Source organism: Streptomonospora arabica (assembly GCF_039531585.1).
GTDB classification, from domain to species: Bacteria; Actinomycetota; Actinomycetes; order Streptosporangiales; family Streptosporangiaceae; genus Streptomonospora; species Streptomonospora halophila.
In genome coordinates this window covers 245,540-262,103 of record NZ_BAAAQI010000008.1, presented here as the reverse complement: position 1 = coordinate 262,103, position 16,564 = coordinate 245,540, and the positions used below count along the sequence as shown (strand labels likewise).

At 75.5% G+C, this 16,564-nt stretch carries 15 protein-coding genes; 10 read left to right on the top strand and 5 right to left on the bottom strand.

What is annotated here, in order from left to right; all coding sequences use genetic code 11:
• Positions 1-193 (top strand): hypothetical protein (locus ABD284_RS15735; RefSeq protein ID WP_344143950.1); only part of this gene is annotated, 193 nt, incomplete at its 5' end.
• Positions 194-256: 63 nt separating this feature from the next.
• On the opposite strand, the gene ABD284_RS15730 is transcribed toward ABD284_RS15735, so the two are convergent.
• On the bottom strand, positions 257-742 hold the full coding sequence (locus tag ABD284_RS15730) for a DUF6194 family protein (RefSeq protein WP_344143948.1): 486 nt from the start codon (positions 740-742) through the stop codon (positions 257-259).
• 93 nt (positions 743-835) lie between these two features.
• Between ABD284_RS15730 and ABD284_RS15725 the strand changes: the two genes are divergently transcribed.
• Positions 836-1,528, top strand: coding sequence for a MerR family transcriptional regulator (locus ABD284_RS15725; RefSeq protein WP_344143946.1), 693 nt, complete (start codon positions 836-838; stop codon positions 1,526-1,528).
• 76 nt (positions 1,529-1,604) lie between these two features.
• On the opposite strand, the gene ABD284_RS15720 is transcribed toward ABD284_RS15725, so the two are convergent.
• Together ABD284_RS15720 and ABD284_RS15715 are read right to left on the bottom strand one after the other, a co-directional pair.
• The gene (locus ABD284_RS15720) at positions 1,605-2,018 is read right to left on the bottom strand and encodes a ChaB family protein (RefSeq protein ID WP_344143944.1); all 414 of its coding nucleotides are present in this window, start codon (positions 2,016-2,018) and stop codon (positions 1,605-1,607) included.
• Between the two features lie 65 nt (positions 2,019-2,083).
• Complete coding sequence (locus tag ABD284_RS15715; RefSeq protein ID WP_344143941.1) at positions 2,084-2,512, bottom strand: four-helix bundle copper-binding protein; 429 nt, start codon at positions 2,510-2,512, stop codon at positions 2,084-2,086.
• A gap of 210 nt (positions 2,513-2,722) precedes the next feature.
• Between ABD284_RS15715 and ABD284_RS15710 the strand changes: the two genes are divergently transcribed.
• The 4 genes from ABD284_RS15710 (at position 2,723) to ABD284_RS15695 (ending at position 8,468) form a co-directional block, all read left to right on the top strand.
• Positions 2,723-3,106: a DUF3140 domain-containing protein gene (locus tag ABD284_RS15710; RefSeq protein ID WP_344143939.1), complete on the top strand. Its 384-nt coding sequence runs from the start codon at positions 2,723-2,725 to the stop codon at positions 3,104-3,106.
• 98 nt (positions 3,107-3,204) lie between these two features.
• A complete protein-coding gene (locus tag ABD284_RS15705; protein WP_344143936.1) occupies positions 3,205-3,873 on the top strand; it encodes a dienelactone hydrolase family protein in 669 nt (222 codons plus the stop codon).
• Positions 3,874-4,403: 530 nt separating this feature from the next.
• The gene (locus tag ABD284_RS15700) at positions 4,404-6,335 is read left to right on the top strand and encodes a glycosyl hydrolase family 18 protein (RefSeq protein ID WP_344143969.1); all 1,932 of its coding nucleotides are present in this window, start codon (positions 4,404-4,406) and stop codon (positions 6,333-6,335) included.
• A gap of 873 nt (positions 6,336-7,208) precedes the next feature.
• Positions 7,209-8,468: a multidrug effflux MFS transporter gene (locus ABD284_RS15695; RefSeq protein ID WP_386699661.1), complete on the top strand. Its 1,260-nt coding sequence runs from the start codon at positions 7,209-7,211 to the stop codon at positions 8,466-8,468.
• 120 nt (positions 8,469-8,588) lie between these two features.
• On the opposite strand, the gene ABD284_RS15690 is transcribed toward ABD284_RS15695, so the two are convergent.
• Positions 8,589-9,329: a pentapeptide repeat-containing protein gene (locus ABD284_RS15690; RefSeq protein WP_344143933.1), complete on the bottom strand. Its 741-nt coding sequence runs from the start codon at positions 9,327-9,329 to the stop codon at positions 8,589-8,591.
• 100 nt (positions 9,330-9,429) lie between these two features.
• Positions 9,430-11,085, bottom strand: coding sequence for a PucR family transcriptional regulator (locus tag ABD284_RS15685; protein WP_344143930.1), 1,656 nt, complete (start codon positions 11,083-11,085; stop codon positions 9,430-9,432).
• A gap of 280 nt (positions 11,086-11,365) precedes the next feature.
• Between ABD284_RS15685 and ABD284_RS15680 the strand changes: the two genes are divergently transcribed.
• From ABD284_RS15680 to ABD284_RS15665, 4 genes are read left to right on the top strand one after another with little or no spacing between them, the layout of a single operon-like run.
• The gene (locus ABD284_RS15680; RefSeq protein WP_344143928.1) at positions 11,366-12,226 is read left to right on the top strand and encodes an FAD binding domain-containing protein; all 861 of its coding nucleotides are present in this window, start codon (positions 11,366-11,368) and stop codon (positions 12,224-12,226) included.
• Entirely contained in the window at positions 12,226-12,753 is a 528-nt protein-coding gene (locus tag ABD284_RS15675) for a (2Fe-2S)-binding protein (RefSeq protein ID WP_344143925.1), read from the top strand. The genes ABD284_RS15680 and ABD284_RS15675 overlap by 1 nt, the downstream gene beginning before the upstream one ends.
• Positions 12,750-14,102 carry an 8-oxoguanine deaminase gene (locus ABD284_RS15670; RefSeq protein WP_344143923.1) on the top strand — a complete coding sequence of 451 codons (1,353 nt, stop codon included), beginning with the start codon at positions 12,750-12,752 and terminating at the stop codon, positions 14,100-14,102. The genes ABD284_RS15675 and ABD284_RS15670 overlap by 4 nt, the downstream gene beginning before the upstream one ends.
• On the top strand, positions 14,102-16,537 hold the full coding sequence (locus ABD284_RS15665; RefSeq protein WP_344143921.1) for a molybdopterin cofactor-binding domain-containing protein: 2,436 nt from the start codon (positions 14,102-14,104) through the stop codon (positions 16,535-16,537). The genes ABD284_RS15670 and ABD284_RS15665 overlap by 1 nt, the downstream gene beginning before the upstream one ends.
• Positions 16,538-16,564: the final 27 nt, after the last annotated feature.

Genomic DNA, 16,564 nt, shown 5'->3' with positions numbered 1-16,564 from the left:
CGGCGAGCCAGGCGATCCCCACGGCGGCGCGCCCGCTCCCGGACTGCTGCGCATCGGCGTGGCCGCGGCCGCCGCGGCCGCCGATCGGGTCCTGGGCCGCGCCCGGCCCGCGGCGGGCGCCGCCGCGGCGCCGGCACCGCGGGCACCGTACCGGCCGACCGCGGCGCCCGCGTCCGCCTCGCCGCCGCGCTGAGTCGGCGCGGGCGCCGCTTCGCCCGCCGTCCGCACGCGGAGCCGGGCGGGCCGCGCGCGGCCGCTACCGCTCGTGCGCGCCCCCGCCGCTGCGCGCGCGCCGCCGGGACCGCTCGCGCGCACGGTCGTGTGCGACGGCCAGCAGCTCCTTCACCGCCTCCGCCGTCCGCGGTCCGGGGTTGACCACGGCGAGCCAGTTCAGGCCGGCGTAGACGGGATGGGCGGCGACCGCGTCGTCCGCGCCCGGGGCGGCCTGCGGGGCCGGCGGCTCCTCCGGCCCGTGCCCGGTCCACCTGCGGAACTCGTCGGCTCCGGCGGCGACGTTGACCCGGAAGGCGCCCGGGCGGTCGAGCCGGGAGGAGGTGTCGTCGGGGTAGTCCTTCGTCACCACGGTCGCGAACGGCTGGGACCTCGGCACGGCTCCGTCGGGTGCGTAGTAGAAGAAGACGTCGCCCCAGGCGATCTCGGGGGTGCCGTCCCCCTCCCGCGGTTCGAGTACGAGGACGCCGTCCATCGCGCGGACGTGTTCGATGATGTCGTTCATCTCCATGTCCTCAAGCGTTACATTGAGGTGCTTATGAAGGCTTCCGACGCTTTTTCCGCCGGTCATCGTCCGCAAAGCCTGCAAACCGCTCTGCGGCCGGTGGACGTCGCCCGGCGGGCCGGCTGCTCGGTGCAGCAGATCCGGGTGCTGGAGAACGCGGGGGTGCTGCCTCCCGCCGCGCGCACCGCGTCCGGCTACCGGGTCCTGGGCCCCGACCACGTGGAGGCCGCGATCGCCTACCGCGCGCTGGCGGCCGCCGTCGGGCCTGTCGAAGCGAAGCCGATCATGCGGGCCGCCCTCGGCTCGCCGGCCGCCACGCTGGTCGCGCTCGTCGACTCCGCCCACGCCCGGCTGCACGCCGAGCGCGAAGGCCTGCGGTCCGCGAAGCGGGCGGCCGCGGAGATCACCCGGGAGCCGGTCGGCGACGCCCGGCCGTCGGACGCGATGAGCGTCGGCGAGCTCGCCGACGCGCTCGGCGTGCGCTCCTCCACCCTGCGGCACTGGGAGGCGGAGGGCCTTCTGGCCCCCGAGCGGACGAAGGGGCGCAGACGCGCCTACGCGCCGGCGGACGTGCGGGACGCTCGGGTCGTCGACCAGCTGCGCCGGGCCGGCTACCGGATCGGGGCCCTCCGGGACCTGATGCCCCGGCTGCGCCGGCGCCGCGGGTGGGACGGCGTCGCCGGCGCGCTGCGGGCGCGCGAGGCCGACCTCGACGCCCGGTCCCGCCGCCTCCTCGAAGCGGCCGCCGCGCTCCACACGCTGCTGGAGCGTTCGAGCGCGCGGGCGCGGTGACGCCTGTGCCCCCGGCGGCACCGGGGGCACGGGGGCGGTCCGTCCCCGAGCGGGCGGGTCGGCGCGGCGCCTCCGGTCAGGAGTCGCGGGCCTCGCGGGTCTGCGTGCGACTGGCCTTCTGCAGCGCGTCGACCAGCTCGCGCTTGTTCATCTTCGAGCGCCCCGGGACGCCGGCCTCCTGCGCGCGCTCGTAGAGGTGCTCCTTGCTGGCGTTGGCGTCGACGCCTCCGGCTGTCGGCTTGTCTCCGCCGCGCTGCTTGGGCGCCTTGGGGTTGGCGGCCTGCTTGTCGGAGGGGCCCTTGCTCTCCTTGGGCTTCCAGCGGTCGCCCACCTTCTCGTACTGGTGCTTGAGCGCCGCGTAGGCGACGCGGTGGGCGCGCTCGCCCTCGCCGTAGGTGTCGACGGCCGAGTCGTGGGCCTTGATCCAGGTTTCCTGGGCACCGCGGGGCGAGCGCCGCAACGTGTCGGGAAGCTCCTCTCGCGCCGGCATCGGCGTCCTCCCTCCGCTGTCGCGCGGGGACCGGCGGGCCCCCGCGTCGGCTGCTACTTCTCCTGCTACTTCTCCTGCTCCTGCTCCTGAACCTGCAGCAGGACCTGCCGGCAGGCGTCCTCGGCCAGCCGGCACCGGTCGGCGCACAGCCGGCAGTGCTCGTGGCGCTCGCTGTGCCGCTCGCACTCGCGGGCGCAGGCGCCGGTGGCGAGGACCGCCGCCTCCAGCAGCCCGCGGTGCACCTCGGGGTCGGGCTCGGTGCGCCGGGTGAGGACGCGCTCGGCGGCGGAGCAGACGTCGGCGCAGTCGAGGTTCAGGCGCACGCAGCCCACGAGTGCGGCCGCGTCCGCCTCCCCCAGGCAGGCGTCGGCGCACGCGGTGCACGACTGGGCGCATGCGGCGAGCCTTTCCACGGCGGTCTTGAGCAGATCCACGTCGGCGTCGCCGGTGCCGCGCGGATGGCTGCGCAGGAACTCTTCCGTCTGTGTCGGCATGGTCGGAGCACCTCTTCGGCTCGGTCGCGTTGACGGAGGGCCTCGCCGGACCGCTACCGACATCGGCCCGCGCCAAACGCCGGGGGCGGAGCGGCGCGGGCGGCGAGCGCTGCCGGTCCCGGGGTGTTTGGGGACACGGGGGCGCAGGTAGCGGGGTGTTGACACGTGCGCCGCGCGCGACGGCGGAGACCGCATTCTCAGGAGGCCGACATGGTGCGTGAACGCCTCGACCCCGAGACGGCCGAGCTGTGGCGCGAGTTCCACGCCACAGTGAACATGCGCGGCGAAGAGCTGCGCCGCTGGCTGCTGACCGACGCCTCAGGGCCCGACACCTTCTCCGCCGAGCCGTCGATGGACGTCTCCCGGCTCGGCCGGCGCATCGTGGCGATCCTGGACAAGCGCCGGGTCGATCTGACCTCCGAGGACGTCGACACCATGCGCGAGGTCGTGGACAACGCCGCCCGGCTGCTCGCGGTGCCCGCCGAGGAGCGCGGCGAGCAGTGGCGCCACGACCTGATGACGCTGGGGCATGACCCGCTGCGCCCCGACCCCGCGAGCCCGGAGGAGGAGCCCGGCGCCGAGGGCCCCCGGTAGGGCGCCGCCCCCTGCGCCCGGAGCAGCGGGGCCCGACGGGTTTCGGGCCGCCGCGGGGCGGTAGCGGATGCGGGGCGACGACGGGGAGGAGCAGCGACATGAACGTGCAAACCGTCACAGTGGCGGACGGCGACGCGGAGCTGACGGGCGACCTGACGACGGTGCCCGACGCCGCGGGCGTGGTGCTCTTCGCCCACGGCAGCGGCAGCTCGCGGCACAGCCCCCGCAACAGGGAGGTCGCCGACGCCCTGAACAAGGCGGGCTTGGCGACCCTGCTCATCGACCTGCTGACCGCGGACGAGGACCGCATCGACCAGGCCACCCGGCAACTGCGCTTCGACATCGGGCTGCTGACGCGGCGCCTGACGGCCGCCGCCGACTGGCTGGCGCAGGACCCCCGGACCGCCGGGCTGGACGTGGGCCTGTTCGGGGCGAGCACGGGCGCGGCCGCGGCGCTGGCGACCGCCGCCGACCGCCCGCGGCAGGTGGGCGCGGTGGTCTCCCGGGGCGGCCGGGTGGACCTGGCCGAGGACCGGCTCGCCGAGGTCTCCGCACCGGTGCTGATGATCGCGGGCAGCGCCGACGAGCCGATCGTGCGGGTCTCCTTCGCCGCGTCGGAGAACCTGCACGTCCTCAACGAGGTGCACCTGGTGCCCGACGCCACCCACCTCTTCGAGGAGCCGGGCGCGCTGGAGCAGGTCGCCGGTGCGGCGATGGCCTGGTTCGGCGACCATCTGGGCGCCGACCGCTCCAGCGGGCAGCGCTGAGACCCGGGCGGCGCGCGGAGCCGCGCGGCTCCGCGCGCCGCGCCTGCCCTCCCCTCGACCCTGCGGCTTGCCGCATCAGTCGCGCCGGTCAAGGGTCAGCCGCGGCCGGATTCGGCCAACCGCGCCGGCCGCACCGCGGAATACGGCACCCGACCAGCTCACCGGCCGTTCCGGTCACCCGCCGAACACGCTCGGCGAGCGGCGCCGCACCCTGATCCCGTCCGCCCCATTGCTTCGCCCACAACTAATAGTTAAGTTTCCTAAAAAATAAGCGAAGGCCACTCGCAGTACGGACGGAATCCGATGAGCGTGCCCTCTTCCTGCACCGGCAACGCCCGCGCACCCCCGCCGCCGCGCCACCCCCGCCGCGCACGGCGGCGGCCGGCCCCGACCCGGCGTTCCGCCGCCCCGACCGGCCGAGCGAGCGGCCCCCGACCCGCTCACGCCCGGCCCCGCCTATCCCCCCGCCCCGCTCGGCGAAGTAGGAGCGAACAAACGTGAAGACCCCCCGAATCAGACCGGCGGCCGCGATGGCGCTGGCCGCCGCGCTCGCGATGAGCCCGCTGTACGCCGCACCCGCGGCGGCCGCCGCCGACGTCACCGTCGTCTACACCGAGGGCCAGACCTGGGAGACCGGGTACAGCGGCCAGTTCACCATCATCAACGAGGGCGACACCGCACTGCAGGACTGGACGATCGAGTTCAGCCTCCCCGACGGCACCGCCGTGAGCAGCATGTGGAACGCCGACGTCGCCGAATCCGGCGGCACCTACACCGTGACCCCGCCCTCCTGGGGCGCACCGGTCCCCGCCGGCGGAAGCTACGGGATCGGGTTCAACGGCTCCTTCTCCGCCGGTACGACCGCCACCGAGCCGGCGACCTGCACCATCGACGGCGCACCGTGCTCGGGAGGCTCCCCCTCCGAGGACACCGCGGCGCCCTCCGCACCGGCCGGCCTGCGATCCGGCGCCCAGACCGCCGACAGCGTCACCCTGAGCTGGGACGCGGCGAGCGACGACGTCGGCGTCGCCGGCTACGAGGTGCTGCGCGGCGGCGCGGTCGCCGCCTCCACCACCGGCACCGCGACCAGCGCCACCGTGGGCGGGCTGGCGGCCGACACCGAGTACACGTTCTCCGTGCGGGCCTACGACGCCGCGGGCAACCGCTCGGCCGCCGGCGACCCGGTCACCGTGCGCACCTCCCCTGACGACGGCGGCGGCGACCCGGGGCCCGGCGGCGACCGCAGGGTCGGCTACTTCACCCAGTGGGGCATCTACGCCCGCGACTACCTGGTGCAGGACGTCGACACCAGCGGCACGGCCGAGAAGCTGACCCACGTCAACTACGCCTTCGGCAACGTCTCGGCGGACGGCCAGTGCTTCATGGCCAACCAGCCGGGCGAGGGCGACGCCTACGCCGACTACGGCCGCTCCTTCGGCGCGGCCGAGAGCGTCGACGGCGACGCCGACACCTGGGACCAGCCGCTGCGCGGCAACTTCAACCAGCTGCGCGAGCTGAAGGAGAAGCATCCCGGCCTCAAGGTGCTCATCTCGCTGGGCGGCTGGACCTGGTCGAAGAACCTCTCCGACGCCGCGCTGACCGCCGAGTCGCGCGAGCGGCTCGTCAGCTCCTGCGTGGACATGTACCTGCGGGGCAACCTGCCCGTCATCGACGGCGCCGGAGGCACCGGATCGGCCGCGGGGCTCTTCGACGGCATCGACCTCGACTGGGAGTGGCCGGCCTCGGCGGGCCACCCCGACAACACCTTCCGGCCCGAGGACAAGCAGAACTTCACCGCCCTGGTGCAGGAGTTCCGCGACCAGCTCGACGCGCTGGAGGCCGCGAACGGCCGCCAGTACGAGCTGAGCTCCTTCATGGCCGCGGACCCGGAGAAGATCGAGGCCGGCTACGAGGTGGGCGCGCTGATGGAGGACTTCGACTTCGTCACCGTGCAGGGCTACGACTTCCACGGCGCCTGGGAGGACACCACCAACCACCAGTCCAACCTCACGCCGATCCCCGGCGACCCCGGGCCCGACACCTACAGCACGCAGGAGACCATCCAGGCCTACATCGACCGCGGCGCCGACCCGGCCGACCTGGTGATGGGTGTGCCCTTCTACGGCCGCGGCTGGACCGGCGTGCCCGCCGGGCCCGACGGCGACGGGCTGCACCAGAGCTCCTCCGGCGCTGCCCAGGGCCCGTTCGAGAGCGGGATCGACGACTACAAGAACCTCAAGGACCTGACCGGCTACACCCTGCACCGCGACGACGAGGCCGGAACGGCCTGGTTGTACAACGGCTCCACCTTCTGGACCTTCGACGACCCGACCGCCATGCGGCAGAAGGTCGCCTGGGCGAAGGAGCAGGGCCTGGGCGGGATCATGGCCTGGTCCCTGGACGGCGACGACGCCCAGGGCAGTCTGATGGCGGCGATCGACGGCGCCCTCGACGGCGCCTGACACCCGCCTCACTCGGGGGCCGGGCGCTCCTCCCGGCCCGGCCCCCGCCGGCGTGCGGCCGCTGGGGTCAGCAGGGGCCGCACGCCCTCGGCTGCGCACCTCGCCGTGCACGCGGCCCCGTCCCGCCGCCGACCGCACCGGAACCGGCGGCGGGCGGGAGCGAGCGCACGCGCGCCCCCGCGGCGCGTGCGCTCGTCGTCCGTGCGGCCTGCGCGAGCCCTGTTCTCGCGGGCCGCGGATGCCCCCGGTGCGGACGGTCCGGGGCGCGGCGGCGGTTCCGCGGACGGTCACCGCCGGCGCCCCGGCCGAACTCACCCCCGTGCCGCCCCGGCGAGCGGGCACGCTGCCCGCCGGGGCTGGAGCGCGCTGACGCGCTCCCCGGCCGGCGCCCGCGGCTCCCCCCGAACACCGCGGGGCGCCGGCCCTGGGACGGTTTCCGCGTGGCGCGTACTCCCGTCCGCGAGGTCCGGGTGCCCGTGCTGACGAGCACCCGCACGCGGAAGAGGCCCTCGACTCTTCCTTTCGCGTGTAGGGGACCGGCTATCCCCGCACCCCCGGTTCATGCATGCGGATCGCCAAAGATTCGCAAGCCGGCGGTCGCCGGTGCCGCCGGACGGCAAAGCCCACCGGGGCGGCGCGGCCCCCGTGCGCCCGCTCACATCCGCCTGAATCCCGACACAGCAGGCGTTCCAGCACCGTAATTCACATCACGGGCAGATAAACGGCGTACCGGGACTTAGCAAACGGGGTCCCGTGTTGCAGCGACGGTGCCCCGCGATGGGGCCCGTTCCCGCGCACCGGCCCTCCCGCGGCTTCACGGTGCCGTATCCCGCCGTTTTCCGGTCTTCCTTCGTCATGCCTGCTGGAGTGTGAGTGAGCCTTACCGCTGTGCGCCCGCGGACCGACGCCGCGCCGCAGACGCCGACTCAGCGTGCCGACCGCCCCCGGCGGTCGGTCGTCCTGCTCGTGTTCATCCTGGGAGTCCTGTCCGCGACGAGCTCCCTGGCGACAGACCTGTACCTGCCCGCGTTCCCGCAGATCGCGGACGACCTGAACGCCCCCGAGTCCCAGATCCAGCTCACGCTGACCGCGGTGATGGTCGGCCTGGCGCTGGGCCAGCTCGTCATCGGCCCGCTCAGCGACCAGCTGGGCCGCCGCAAGCCGCTGCTCGTGGGGATCGCGGCCTTCACCGCGACCTCGCTGCTGTGCATGGTCGTGCAGTCGGCCGAGGTGTTCACCGCGGTGCGGTTCGTCCAAGGGCTGGCGGCCGCGGCCGGCATGGTGATCTCGCGCGCCGTGGTGCGCGACACCTTCGACGGCGAGTCCGCCGCCAAGTTCTTCTCCCGGCTGGTGCTGCTGGTCGGGCTGGCGCCGATGCTCGGCCCGCTGCTGGGCGGTCAGCTGCTGCTCATCGGGCCCTGGCAGCTGATCTTCGCCGTGCTGGGCGCGGCGGGTCTCGCCGGCTTCGCCCTGGTCTTCTTCGGGCTGCCGGAGAGCCTGCCCACAGGGCAGCGCGTGCGCCAGGAGCCCAAGCAGATGCTGCGGCACTTCGGCCGCCTCGTGGTCGACCCGCGCTTCATCGGCCCCGCGCTGACCATGGCGCTGAGCTTCGCGATGACCTTCACCTACATCTCGGCGTTCTCGTTCGTCTCCCAGGAGGAGTTCGGCGCGACGCCGCAGCAGTTCAGCCTGATCTTCGGGATCAACACGCTCGGCATGATCCTGGGCAACCAGGTCAACGCCGCGCTCATCGGCCGGATGCACACCACCCGGCGGCTGCTGCTGGGGCTTGCGGGCGCCCTCGTTTCGGTCGCCGTGCTGCTGGCGCTGCACCTGACCGGGCTGTCGGGCCTGGTCTCGGTGACGGCCGTGCTGTTCGTGATGATGTTCTGCACCGGCCTCATCTCGCCCAACGCCACGACGCTGGCCATCGTCAGCCAGCCGGCGTCCTCGGCCGGCAGCGCCTCGGCCCTGCTGGGAACCCTGCAGTTCGCCATCGGCGGCACCCTCGCCTCGGCGGCCGGGCTGCACGGCGGGACCACGATGGCGAGCATGGTGCTGGTCATGCTGGTCACCGGGCTCGCGGCGGCCGGCGTGTTCGCGGTGACCGCGGCCCGGGGCCACACCCGCTAGGCAGCAGCGGGCACCGGGCCGACCGCCGGCGCCGGTTCCCGCCCCCGCGATGGCCGGCTGCCCGAGGCTCACCGGGCCGCCGGCCGAGCCGTCCCCGGCGCGCCTTGCGGCCCGGGGCCCTCAATCGGGGCCCGGGCCGCTCTGCTCGGCGGAGCCCGCCAGGACCCGGATGCCCAGGCCCGCCAGCAGCATGTCCGCCTGCTGCGGCGATACCGTGGCGCCGCGCAGCGCACCGGCGTCTGCCAGGTCGATCTCGCCCAGGTCGGCGCCGCGCAGGTCGGCTCCGTCGAAGTCCGCGCCGGCGAGCGTCGCGCCGCGCAGCCGGCTCTCGCTCCACACCGTCGCTCGCAGGTCGGCCTCCGTGAGGTCGGCCTCGTCCATCCGTACACCGTGGATCCGCTGTCCGCGCAGCGAGACGCCCTTGAGCCGCGCCAGCATCAGGTTGCAGCGGGCGAAGGCGCAGCCGATGCCGCGCAGGCCGCTCAGCCCGGCGCCGGTCATCCGGCAGGCGGTGAAGACGGCCTCGGTCAGCACGGCGCGCGCCCATTCGGTGTTGGCCAGGTCCACGCGGTCGAAGGCCGTGCCGATGCACTCGGCCCCAGTGAAGCGCGCTTCGGCGGCGCCGCCGCCGATGAACCGGGCACCGTCGAGTGCGGCCCCGTCGAACCGCGCACCGGCCAGCCGGCAGCCCTCGAACACCGCGCCGACCAGGTGCGCCCCGCGCAGGTCGGCGCGGGTCAGATCGCAGTCGGCGAACACCCGCGGCGCCGTCGGCTCCTGCTCCAGGTCCGCACGCAGGTCCCGGTCGGCGAGGTCGGCCCCGCGCACCTCGCCACCCGCTGCCAGGTCGTCAATCCTCATGCGGCGACCGTAGTGCAGCCGGGCGACAGCGCGGAGGGAGCGCGCGGACGCCGCGGGCGCACGGCACCGCCCCGGCGCCGGTCGAGCTCCCCCCGCCTAGCTATCGGTGCAGCTTCAGGGCGAGGTAGAAGTCGACCCGGTCCTCAAGGCGGCCGAGGTCGCGGCCGGTGAGCTCCTCGACGCGGCCGATGCGGTAGCGCAGGGTGTTGACGTGCACGTGCATGGCCGTGGCGCAGCGCTGCCAGGAGCCGGAGTAGGACAGGAACCGCTCCAGCGTGGCCACCAGGTCCGAGCGGTGGGTGCGGTCGTAGTCCAGTACCGGGCCCAGCAGCCGGTCGCGGTAGGAGGTGCGGACCTCTTCGGGTACCGAGGCCAGCAGGAGCTCGTGGGAGTCCAGCTCGGTGCCCGCGGCCACGCCCGCGCGGCCGCCGCGCAGCGCGGCGAGGCGGCGCGCGTGGCCGGCCTCCATCGCCGCGCTGCGCAGAGCGGCGACTCCGGGCACGGCGGTGCTGACGCCGACGGCCAGGCGGTGGTCGCGCAGTCCCGCCTCCAGCACCGCCGAGCGGCGGGCGATCTCGGCGCGGAGCTCCTCCGCGCCCGTGTCGGCGCCCGAGGCGGGGGGCGCGCCGCCGTCGCCGCCGTCGCCCATCTCGCCCCCGGAGCCGTCGGAGCCGTCGGCCGGCGGCTCCTCCGCGGCGACCGGCACCACGGCCATCGCCCCGCCGTCGGCGGCCAGCGCCGTGGCCGACAGTCCGGCCACCAGCTCGCCCAGGACGCGCCGCGCCAGGTCGGGGGCCGCGGGCTCGGGCACCAGCTCGGCGCTGACCACCACGTGGCGTGCGCGGGCGCGCTCCTCCTCGTCCGGGGACCCGGCGACCTGCAGCAGGGCGGCGGCCTCGTCGAAGCGCTGGGCCGCCAGCAGCCGCGGAAGCCCCTGGACGTGGCGGGCGTCGTCGGCGGCCCGCTGCTCGCCCAGGCTGCGCGCCAGCCCCGCCAGGGCCGCCAGCTCCTCCACCGATTCCGCGCCGTCCTCGGGCCAGGAGTCGGGACCGCCCTCCACCGCCAGCACCCAGTCCACCAGCGGGTGGGACTCGCGCCCGCCCACCGGCACCACGGTGACACGGTGCCCGGGGCCGCCCGGTTCGGCGAGGTCGGCGGTGTGGCGGTGCGGCCGCCGCAGCGCCTGCGCGGCGAGCCGCTCGCGCTCGCCGCGGGAGGGGCGGGCGCCGACGCCGGCCACCGGCCGCCCGGTGCTGGAGACCACCCGGCACGCCAGCCCCGCCTGGTCGGCGGCGGTGGCGAAGACGCCGCCGAAGTCGGCTCCGGCGGCCAGGTCGGCCATCAGCCGCCGGTGCCGCTGCCGGGTCTCGGCCATGCCGGCGAGCAGGCTGCCGGTCTGCTCCCGCTGCACCTCCTCGGCGACTGCGGCGAAGGAGGTCTCGGCGGGGACCTCGATCAGCGGCAGGCCGTGGCGTTGGCAGGCGTCGACCAGGTCGGCCGGTACGGCGCCCAGGGCGGCGCCGGCGCCCAGGCCCGCGGCGCCGGAGGCGACCAGACCGCGCACGAAGGTGTCGCTGTCGCCGGGGCCGCTGCGCCACATCAGCCCCGTCAGCACCAGGTCGCCGCCGCCGAGATAGCGTTCGGGGTGGAGCAGGTCGGTGGTGTAGACGCGGCCGACCTCGCGATCGGCGTGCTCGGCCCGTGTCAGGAAGCGCAGCCGCAGATGCGCGGCGGCGACCAGATCGCTGATACGCATCGGCGCTCCTTCTCGCCCCTCCGACTGCGCGCCTCGGCACGGCACGCACCGCTGGACCGCGCGCGGCCGCCGAGTGCGCCCCGCTCCGCGTGGCGGACACGTTAGTCCACGGCGGCGGTTGTAGGAAACAACGAAGAGCGAAAGGTGGCCGCGCGAGCACTTCGTGCCATCGCGTGCTGGTCGCAGGCGGGTGCGCGGCTGTCTACTGCTGGACAGGGAGCGCCCGGACAGCGGCGGGCCGGAGCCCCGTTCACCCCCGCGCCGACGACGAGGAACGCCGATGGAGTTCATCTCCCCCTCCACCTGGGAGGACGCGCTGGCCGCCAAGAGCGGCCGGCCCGACGCGGTGCCGATCATGGGCGGCACCGACGTGATGGTGGAGCTGAACTTCGACCGGCGGCGCCCCGGGGCGCTGCTGGACCTGAGCCGGGTGCCCGAACCGGCGCAGTGGGGCCCCGACGGCCCGTACCTGAGGCTGGGGGCGGGGGTGCCCTACACCGAGGTCGTCGAGCGGCTGGCGGCCCGCGCGCCGGCACTGGCGCGGGCGGCCCGCTCGGTCGCCTCGCCGCAGATCCGCAACCGCGGCTCGGTGGGCGGCAACCTGGGCACGGCCTCGCCGGCCGGCGACTGCCACCCGCCGCTGGTGGCCGCCGGCGCCCTGGTCGAGCTGGAATCCGTGCGCGGCGTCCGGCGCGTGCCCGCGCGCGAGTTCTACCTCGGGCCGGGCCGCAGCGCGCGCGAGGACGACGAGCTGATCTCGGCGGTGCTGGTGCCGACCCCCGCGGGTCCCCAGCAGTTCAGCAAGATCGGCACGCGCAACGCCATGGTCATCGCGGTCGCCTCCTTCTCGCTGGTGCTGGACGCGGCCGCGCGCAGCGCCGGCACCGGGATCGGCTCGGCCGGGCCGCGGCCGCTGCGCAGTCCGCGGGCCGAGGAGTTCCTGGCCGCGGAGTTCGACTGGGAGGGCGGAACCGATCCGTCCGAGGCGGCTGCGCGGCACTTCGGAGAACTGGTGGCGGCGGCCGCCCAGCCCATCGACGACGTGCGCGGCAGCGCGGCCTACCGCAGGCACGCGCTGTCGGTGATGGCGCGCCGCGCCGTGCTCTGGTGCGCCGCCGACTACCGGAAGGGAGCCCGCTGATGCGGGTCGAGTTCACCGTGAACGGTGAGGACGTGGCCGCCGAGGACGTCTGGCCCGGCGAGAGCCTGCTGTACGTGCTGCGCGAGCGCCTGGGCCTGCCGGGCAGCAAGAACGCCTGCGAGCAGGGCGAGTGCGGCTCCTGCACGGTCTATCTGGACGGTGCGACGGTGTGCGCCTGCATGGTCGCCGCCGGGCAGGCGCAGGGCCGGCGGGTGCGCACCGTGGAAGGCCTCGCCGCGGCCGAGGGCGCGGACGCGGGCCCCGAGTCCCGCCTGGGCACCGTGCAGGAGGCGTTCGTCGAGGCCGGCGCGGTGCAGTGCGGGTTCTGCACCCCCGGTCTGGTGGTGCAGGCCGACGACCTGATCGGGCGCACCGTGGGCGCGGGCGGCCCGGTCCCCGGCGACGCCGAGATACGCGAGGCGCTGGCGGGCAACCTGTGCCGGTGCACCGGGTACCAGGCGATCGTCGAGGCGGTGCGCACGGCCGCCGAGCGCGCGCAGGCGGCCGCGGCGGGGGGTGCGCGATGAGCACGGTGGTGATCGAGGGCGCCTACATCGCGGCGGGCGAGGGCACCGAGCACGGGAGCGGCCACGTCGTCGCCGAGGACGGCGTGATCACCGCGGTGGCCTCCGGCCCCGCGCCGCCCGCGGCCGGGGCGCGGCGCATCGACGGGCGCGGCCTGCTGGCGACGCCCGGCCTGGTCAACACCCACCACCACCTCTACCAGTGGGCCACCCAGGGGATGTTCGCCGACTCCACGCTGTTCGAGTGGCTGACCGGCTCCTACGCCCTCTGGAGCGGCCTGGACGCCCAGACCGTCTCCGAGACCACCACGGCCGGCGCGGCGTGGCTGGCGCTGTCGGGCTGCTCCACCTCCTCCGACCACCACTACGTATTCCCGCGCGAGGCGGAGGCGATGGCGGCCGCCGAGGTCGAGGCCGCCCGCGCGGTCGGCGTCCGGCTGGACCTGGCGCGCGGGTCGATGGACCGGGGCCGTTCGGCGGGCGGGCTGCCGCCCGACAGCGTCACCGAGAGCCTGGAGGGCGCGATCGCGGCGACGGAGGCGGCGATCGACGCCCACCACGACCCGTCCTTCGGTTCGATGACGCGGGTCGCGGTGGCGCCGTGCTCGCCGTTCACCGTCAGCCGCGAGCTGATGTCGGCGGCAGCCGAGCTCGCGCGCGCCAAGGGGGTGCGCCTGCACACCCACCTCGCCGAGACCGCCGATGAGCAGGAGCAGTGCCTGGCCGAGTTCGGTACCACGCCGGTGGGCTACGCCGAGAAGCTGGGATGGCTGGGTGAGGACGTGTGGCTCGCGCACGGCGTCCACCTCTCCGACGACGCGATCGGGCGGGTCGCGGCCTCCGGCACCGGGGTCGCGCACTGCCCCAGCTCCAACGCGCGCCTGGGCGCGGGCATCTGCCGCACCCCCGAGCTGCTGGGTGCGGGAGTCGCCGTGGGGCTGGGCGTGGACGGCCCGGCCTCCAGCGAGCTCACCGGGCTGGCCGGCGAGATGCGCCAGGCCCTGCTCATGGCCCGGGCCCGCGGGGGCCCGCGCGCGCTGAGCGCCCGCCAGGCCCTGCACATGGCGACTCTCGGCGGCGCGCGCTGCCTGGGCCGCTCCGCCGAGCTGGGGTCGCTGGAGGCCGGCAAGCTCGCCGACATCGCGCTGTGGCGCGTGGACGGCTTCGGCCGCGACGTGATCGACGACCCCGTCGCGGCGCTGGTGTTCTCGCCGGCTCCGCCGCTGGAGCACCTGCTGGTGGGCGGGGAGTCGGTGGTCGCCCGCGGCGAGCTGCGCACCGTCTCCGCCGATGCGGCCGCTGCGGCCGGCCGCAGCGCCCACCGCCGGATCGTCGCCGAGGAGGCCCGTTGATGACCGCATCCGCCCGCGGCCGCGCGGCCGCCGCGCGGGCCGGCGCGGGCACCGCCGGCGCCGCGCGCACGGGCCTGGAGAGCAGCACCCGCGACGGTGTCGGCGCCAGCCCGCGGCGACCGGACGGGACGCTGAAGGCCGCCGGCGAGTTCGCGTTCTCCTCCGACATGTGGATGGAGGACATGTTGTGGGGCACGACGCTGCGCAGTCCGCACCCCCGCGCGCGGATCCGCTCGATCGACGTCTCGGCGGCGCTGGCCGTGCCCGGCGTGCACGCCGTGCTGACCCACGAGGACGTGCCCGGTGAGAAGCGCTACGGGCTGGAGACGCGCGACCAGCCGGTGCTGGCCGCCGATCAGGTGCGCTACAAGGGCGAGCCGGTGGCGATCGCCGCCGCCGACCATCCCGAGATTGCGCGCCGCGCGCTGGACCGGGTCCGCGTGGAGTACGAGGTGCTGGAGCCGGTCTGCGACCCCCGGCGCGCCGCCTTCGACCCCGACTGCCCGCTGGTGCACGAAGAGGCGGTCGGCGCCCACCCCGAGCACAACCCGGGCGGCAACGTCGTCCGCCGCCAGCCCGTGCGCACCGGCGCCTTCGCGCACGGCGCCGGGGCCGCCGAGCTTCGGGCGCGCGCCGCGGCGGTGGTGCGCGGCACCTACCGGGTGGGCATGCAGGACCAGGCGTTCCTGGGCCCGGAGTCGGGGCTGGCGGTACCGGCCCCCGACGGCGGGGTGGACCTCTACATCGCCACCCAGTGGCTGCACGTGGACCAGGGCCAGATCGCGCCCTGCCTGGGGCTGGACCCGGACCGGGTGCGGATGACGCTGGCGGGGGTGGGCGGCGCGTTCGGCGCCCGCGAGGACCTGTCCATGCAGATCCACGCGTGCATGCTCGCGCTGCGCACCGGCCGACCGGTCAAGTTCGTCTACAACCGCGAGGAGTCGTTCTTCGGCCACGTGCACCGGCACCCCGCCACGATGCGGTTCGAGCACGGCGCCGACGCCGAGGGGCGGCTGCTCTACGCCACCCTGGAGATCGTGCTGGACGGCGGCGCCTACGCCTCGACCACCGCCGCGGTGGTGGGCGTGGCCTCGTCGCTGGGCCTGGGCCCCTACGAGATCCCCAACGCGTCGATCGACGCCTACGGGGTCTACACCAACAACCCGCCCTGCGGCGCGATGCGGGGCTTCGGCGCGGTCCAGGCGTGCTTCGGCTACGAGGCGCAGATGGACCGGCTCGCCGCCGAGCTGGGGCTGCACCCGGTCGAGCTGCGGACGAGGAACGCGCTGTCGCAGGGCTCGCGGATCGCGACCGGCCAGCGTATCGACATGCCGCTGCCCATGGCCGAGATGCTGGCGCGGTCCCGCGCCATGGCGCTGCCGGTCGCCCGCGAGGCGCTGCCCGACCCCGCCGACCCCCGCACGCTGCCGGGCGGGGTGGCCGGCACGAGCCGCGGCGAGGGCGTCGTGCGCGGCGTCGGCTACGGGGTCGGGCTGAAGAACCTGTGCTTCTCCGAGACCTTCGACGACTACTCGACCGCCCGGGTGCGCCTGGAGGTCGTCGGCGGCGAGCCCGCCGTGCTGGTGCACACCGCCGCCGCCGAGGTGGGCCAGGGCCTGGTGACGCTGCAGGGCCAGATCGCCCGCACCGAGCTGGGCGTGGAGCGGGTCACGATCCTTCCCGCGGACACGTCGGTGGGCTCGGCCGGCTCCTCCTCGGCCTCGCGCCAGTCCTATGTCACCGGCGGCGCCGTGAAGGCGGCCTGCGAGGCGGTGCGCCGGCGCGTGTTCTCGCTCGTGCGCGAGCGCGGCCTCGCCGGTGCCGACCACCCCGACGACGACCTGGCGCTGGAGGGCGGCGCGGTGGTCTCGGCCGACGGCGGGGTGCTGGCGCCGCTGGCCGACGTGCTGGGCGGCGCCGCCGTGGAGGAGACCCGGGTGTTCCGGCACCGCCCCACGCGCATGCTCGACCCCACCACCGGCCAGGGCGACTCCCACGTGCAGTTCGGGATGTGCGTGCACCGGGCGGTGGTCGACGTCGACGTGGACCTGGGGCTGGTGAAGGTCGTGGCCTTGGACGCGGTCCAGGACGTCGGCCGGGCCATGCACCCCCGCCAGCTCCTCGGGCAGATCCACGGCGGCTCGGCCCAGGGGCTGGGGCTGGCGCTGATGGAGGAGGTCCACGTCGCCGACGGGGTGATCCGCAACCCCTCGTTCACCGACTACCTCATCCCCACGGTGCTGGACACGCCGCCGATGGGCGTCGAGGTGCTGGAGCACGCCGATCCGCACGCACCCTACGGGCTGCGCGGCGCGGGCGAGCCGCCGACGCTGTCGTCGACTCCGGCGATCGTGGCGGCGGTGCGCGACGCGACGGGCCGGACGCTGGCCCGCGCGCCGGTGCGCCCCGAGGACATCGTGGGCGTCGAGCACTGAGGCGTTCCCGGCGGCCGCCGCCGGGCC

Bases quoted from the DNA above. Each gene is read 5' to 3' on its own strand.
- ABD284_RS15720 (WP_344143944.1), bottom strand. From the start codon at position 2,018: ATGCCGGCGCGAGAGGAGCTTCCCGACACGTTGCGGCGCTCGCCCCGC.
- ABD284_RS15680 (WP_344143928.1), top strand. From the start codon at position 11,366: ATGGAGTTCATCTCCCCCTCCACCTGGGAGGACGCGCTGGCCGCCAAG.
- ABD284_RS15715 (WP_344143941.1), bottom strand. From the start codon at position 2,512: ATGCCGACACAGACGGAAGAGTTCCTGCGCAGCCATCCGCGCGGCACC.
- ABD284_RS15675 (WP_344143925.1), top strand. From the start codon at position 12,226: ATGCGGGTCGAGTTCACCGTGAACGGTGAGGACGTGGCCGCCGAGGAC.
- ABD284_RS15730 (WP_344143948.1), bottom strand. From the start codon at position 742: ATGGAGATGAACGACATCATCGAACACGTCCGCGCGATGGACGGCGTC.
- ABD284_RS15700 (WP_344143969.1), top strand. From the start codon at position 4,404: ATGGCGCTGGCCGCCGCGCTCGCGATGAGCCCGCTGTACGCCGCACCC.
- ABD284_RS15665 (WP_344143921.1), top strand. From the start codon at position 14,102: ATGACCGCATCCGCCCGCGGCCGCGCGGCCGCCGCGCGGGCCGGCGCG.
- ABD284_RS15705 (WP_344143936.1), top strand. From the start codon at position 3,205: ATGAACGTGCAAACCGTCACAGTGGCGGACGGCGACGCGGAGCTGACG.
- ABD284_RS15690 (WP_344143933.1), bottom strand. From the start codon at position 9,329: ATGAGGATTGACGACCTGGCAGCGGGTGGCGAGGTGCGCGGGGCCGAC.
- ABD284_RS15710 (WP_344143939.1), top strand. From the start codon at position 2,723: ATGGTGCGTGAACGCCTCGACCCCGAGACGGCCGAGCTGTGGCGCGAG.
- ABD284_RS15670 (WP_344143923.1), top strand. From the start codon at position 12,750: ATGAGCACGGTGGTGATCGAGGGCGCCTACATCGCGGCGGGCGAGGGC.
- ABD284_RS15685 (WP_344143930.1), bottom strand. From the start codon at position 11,085: ATGCGTATCAGCGATCTGGTCGCCGCCGCGCATCTGCGGCTGCGCTTC.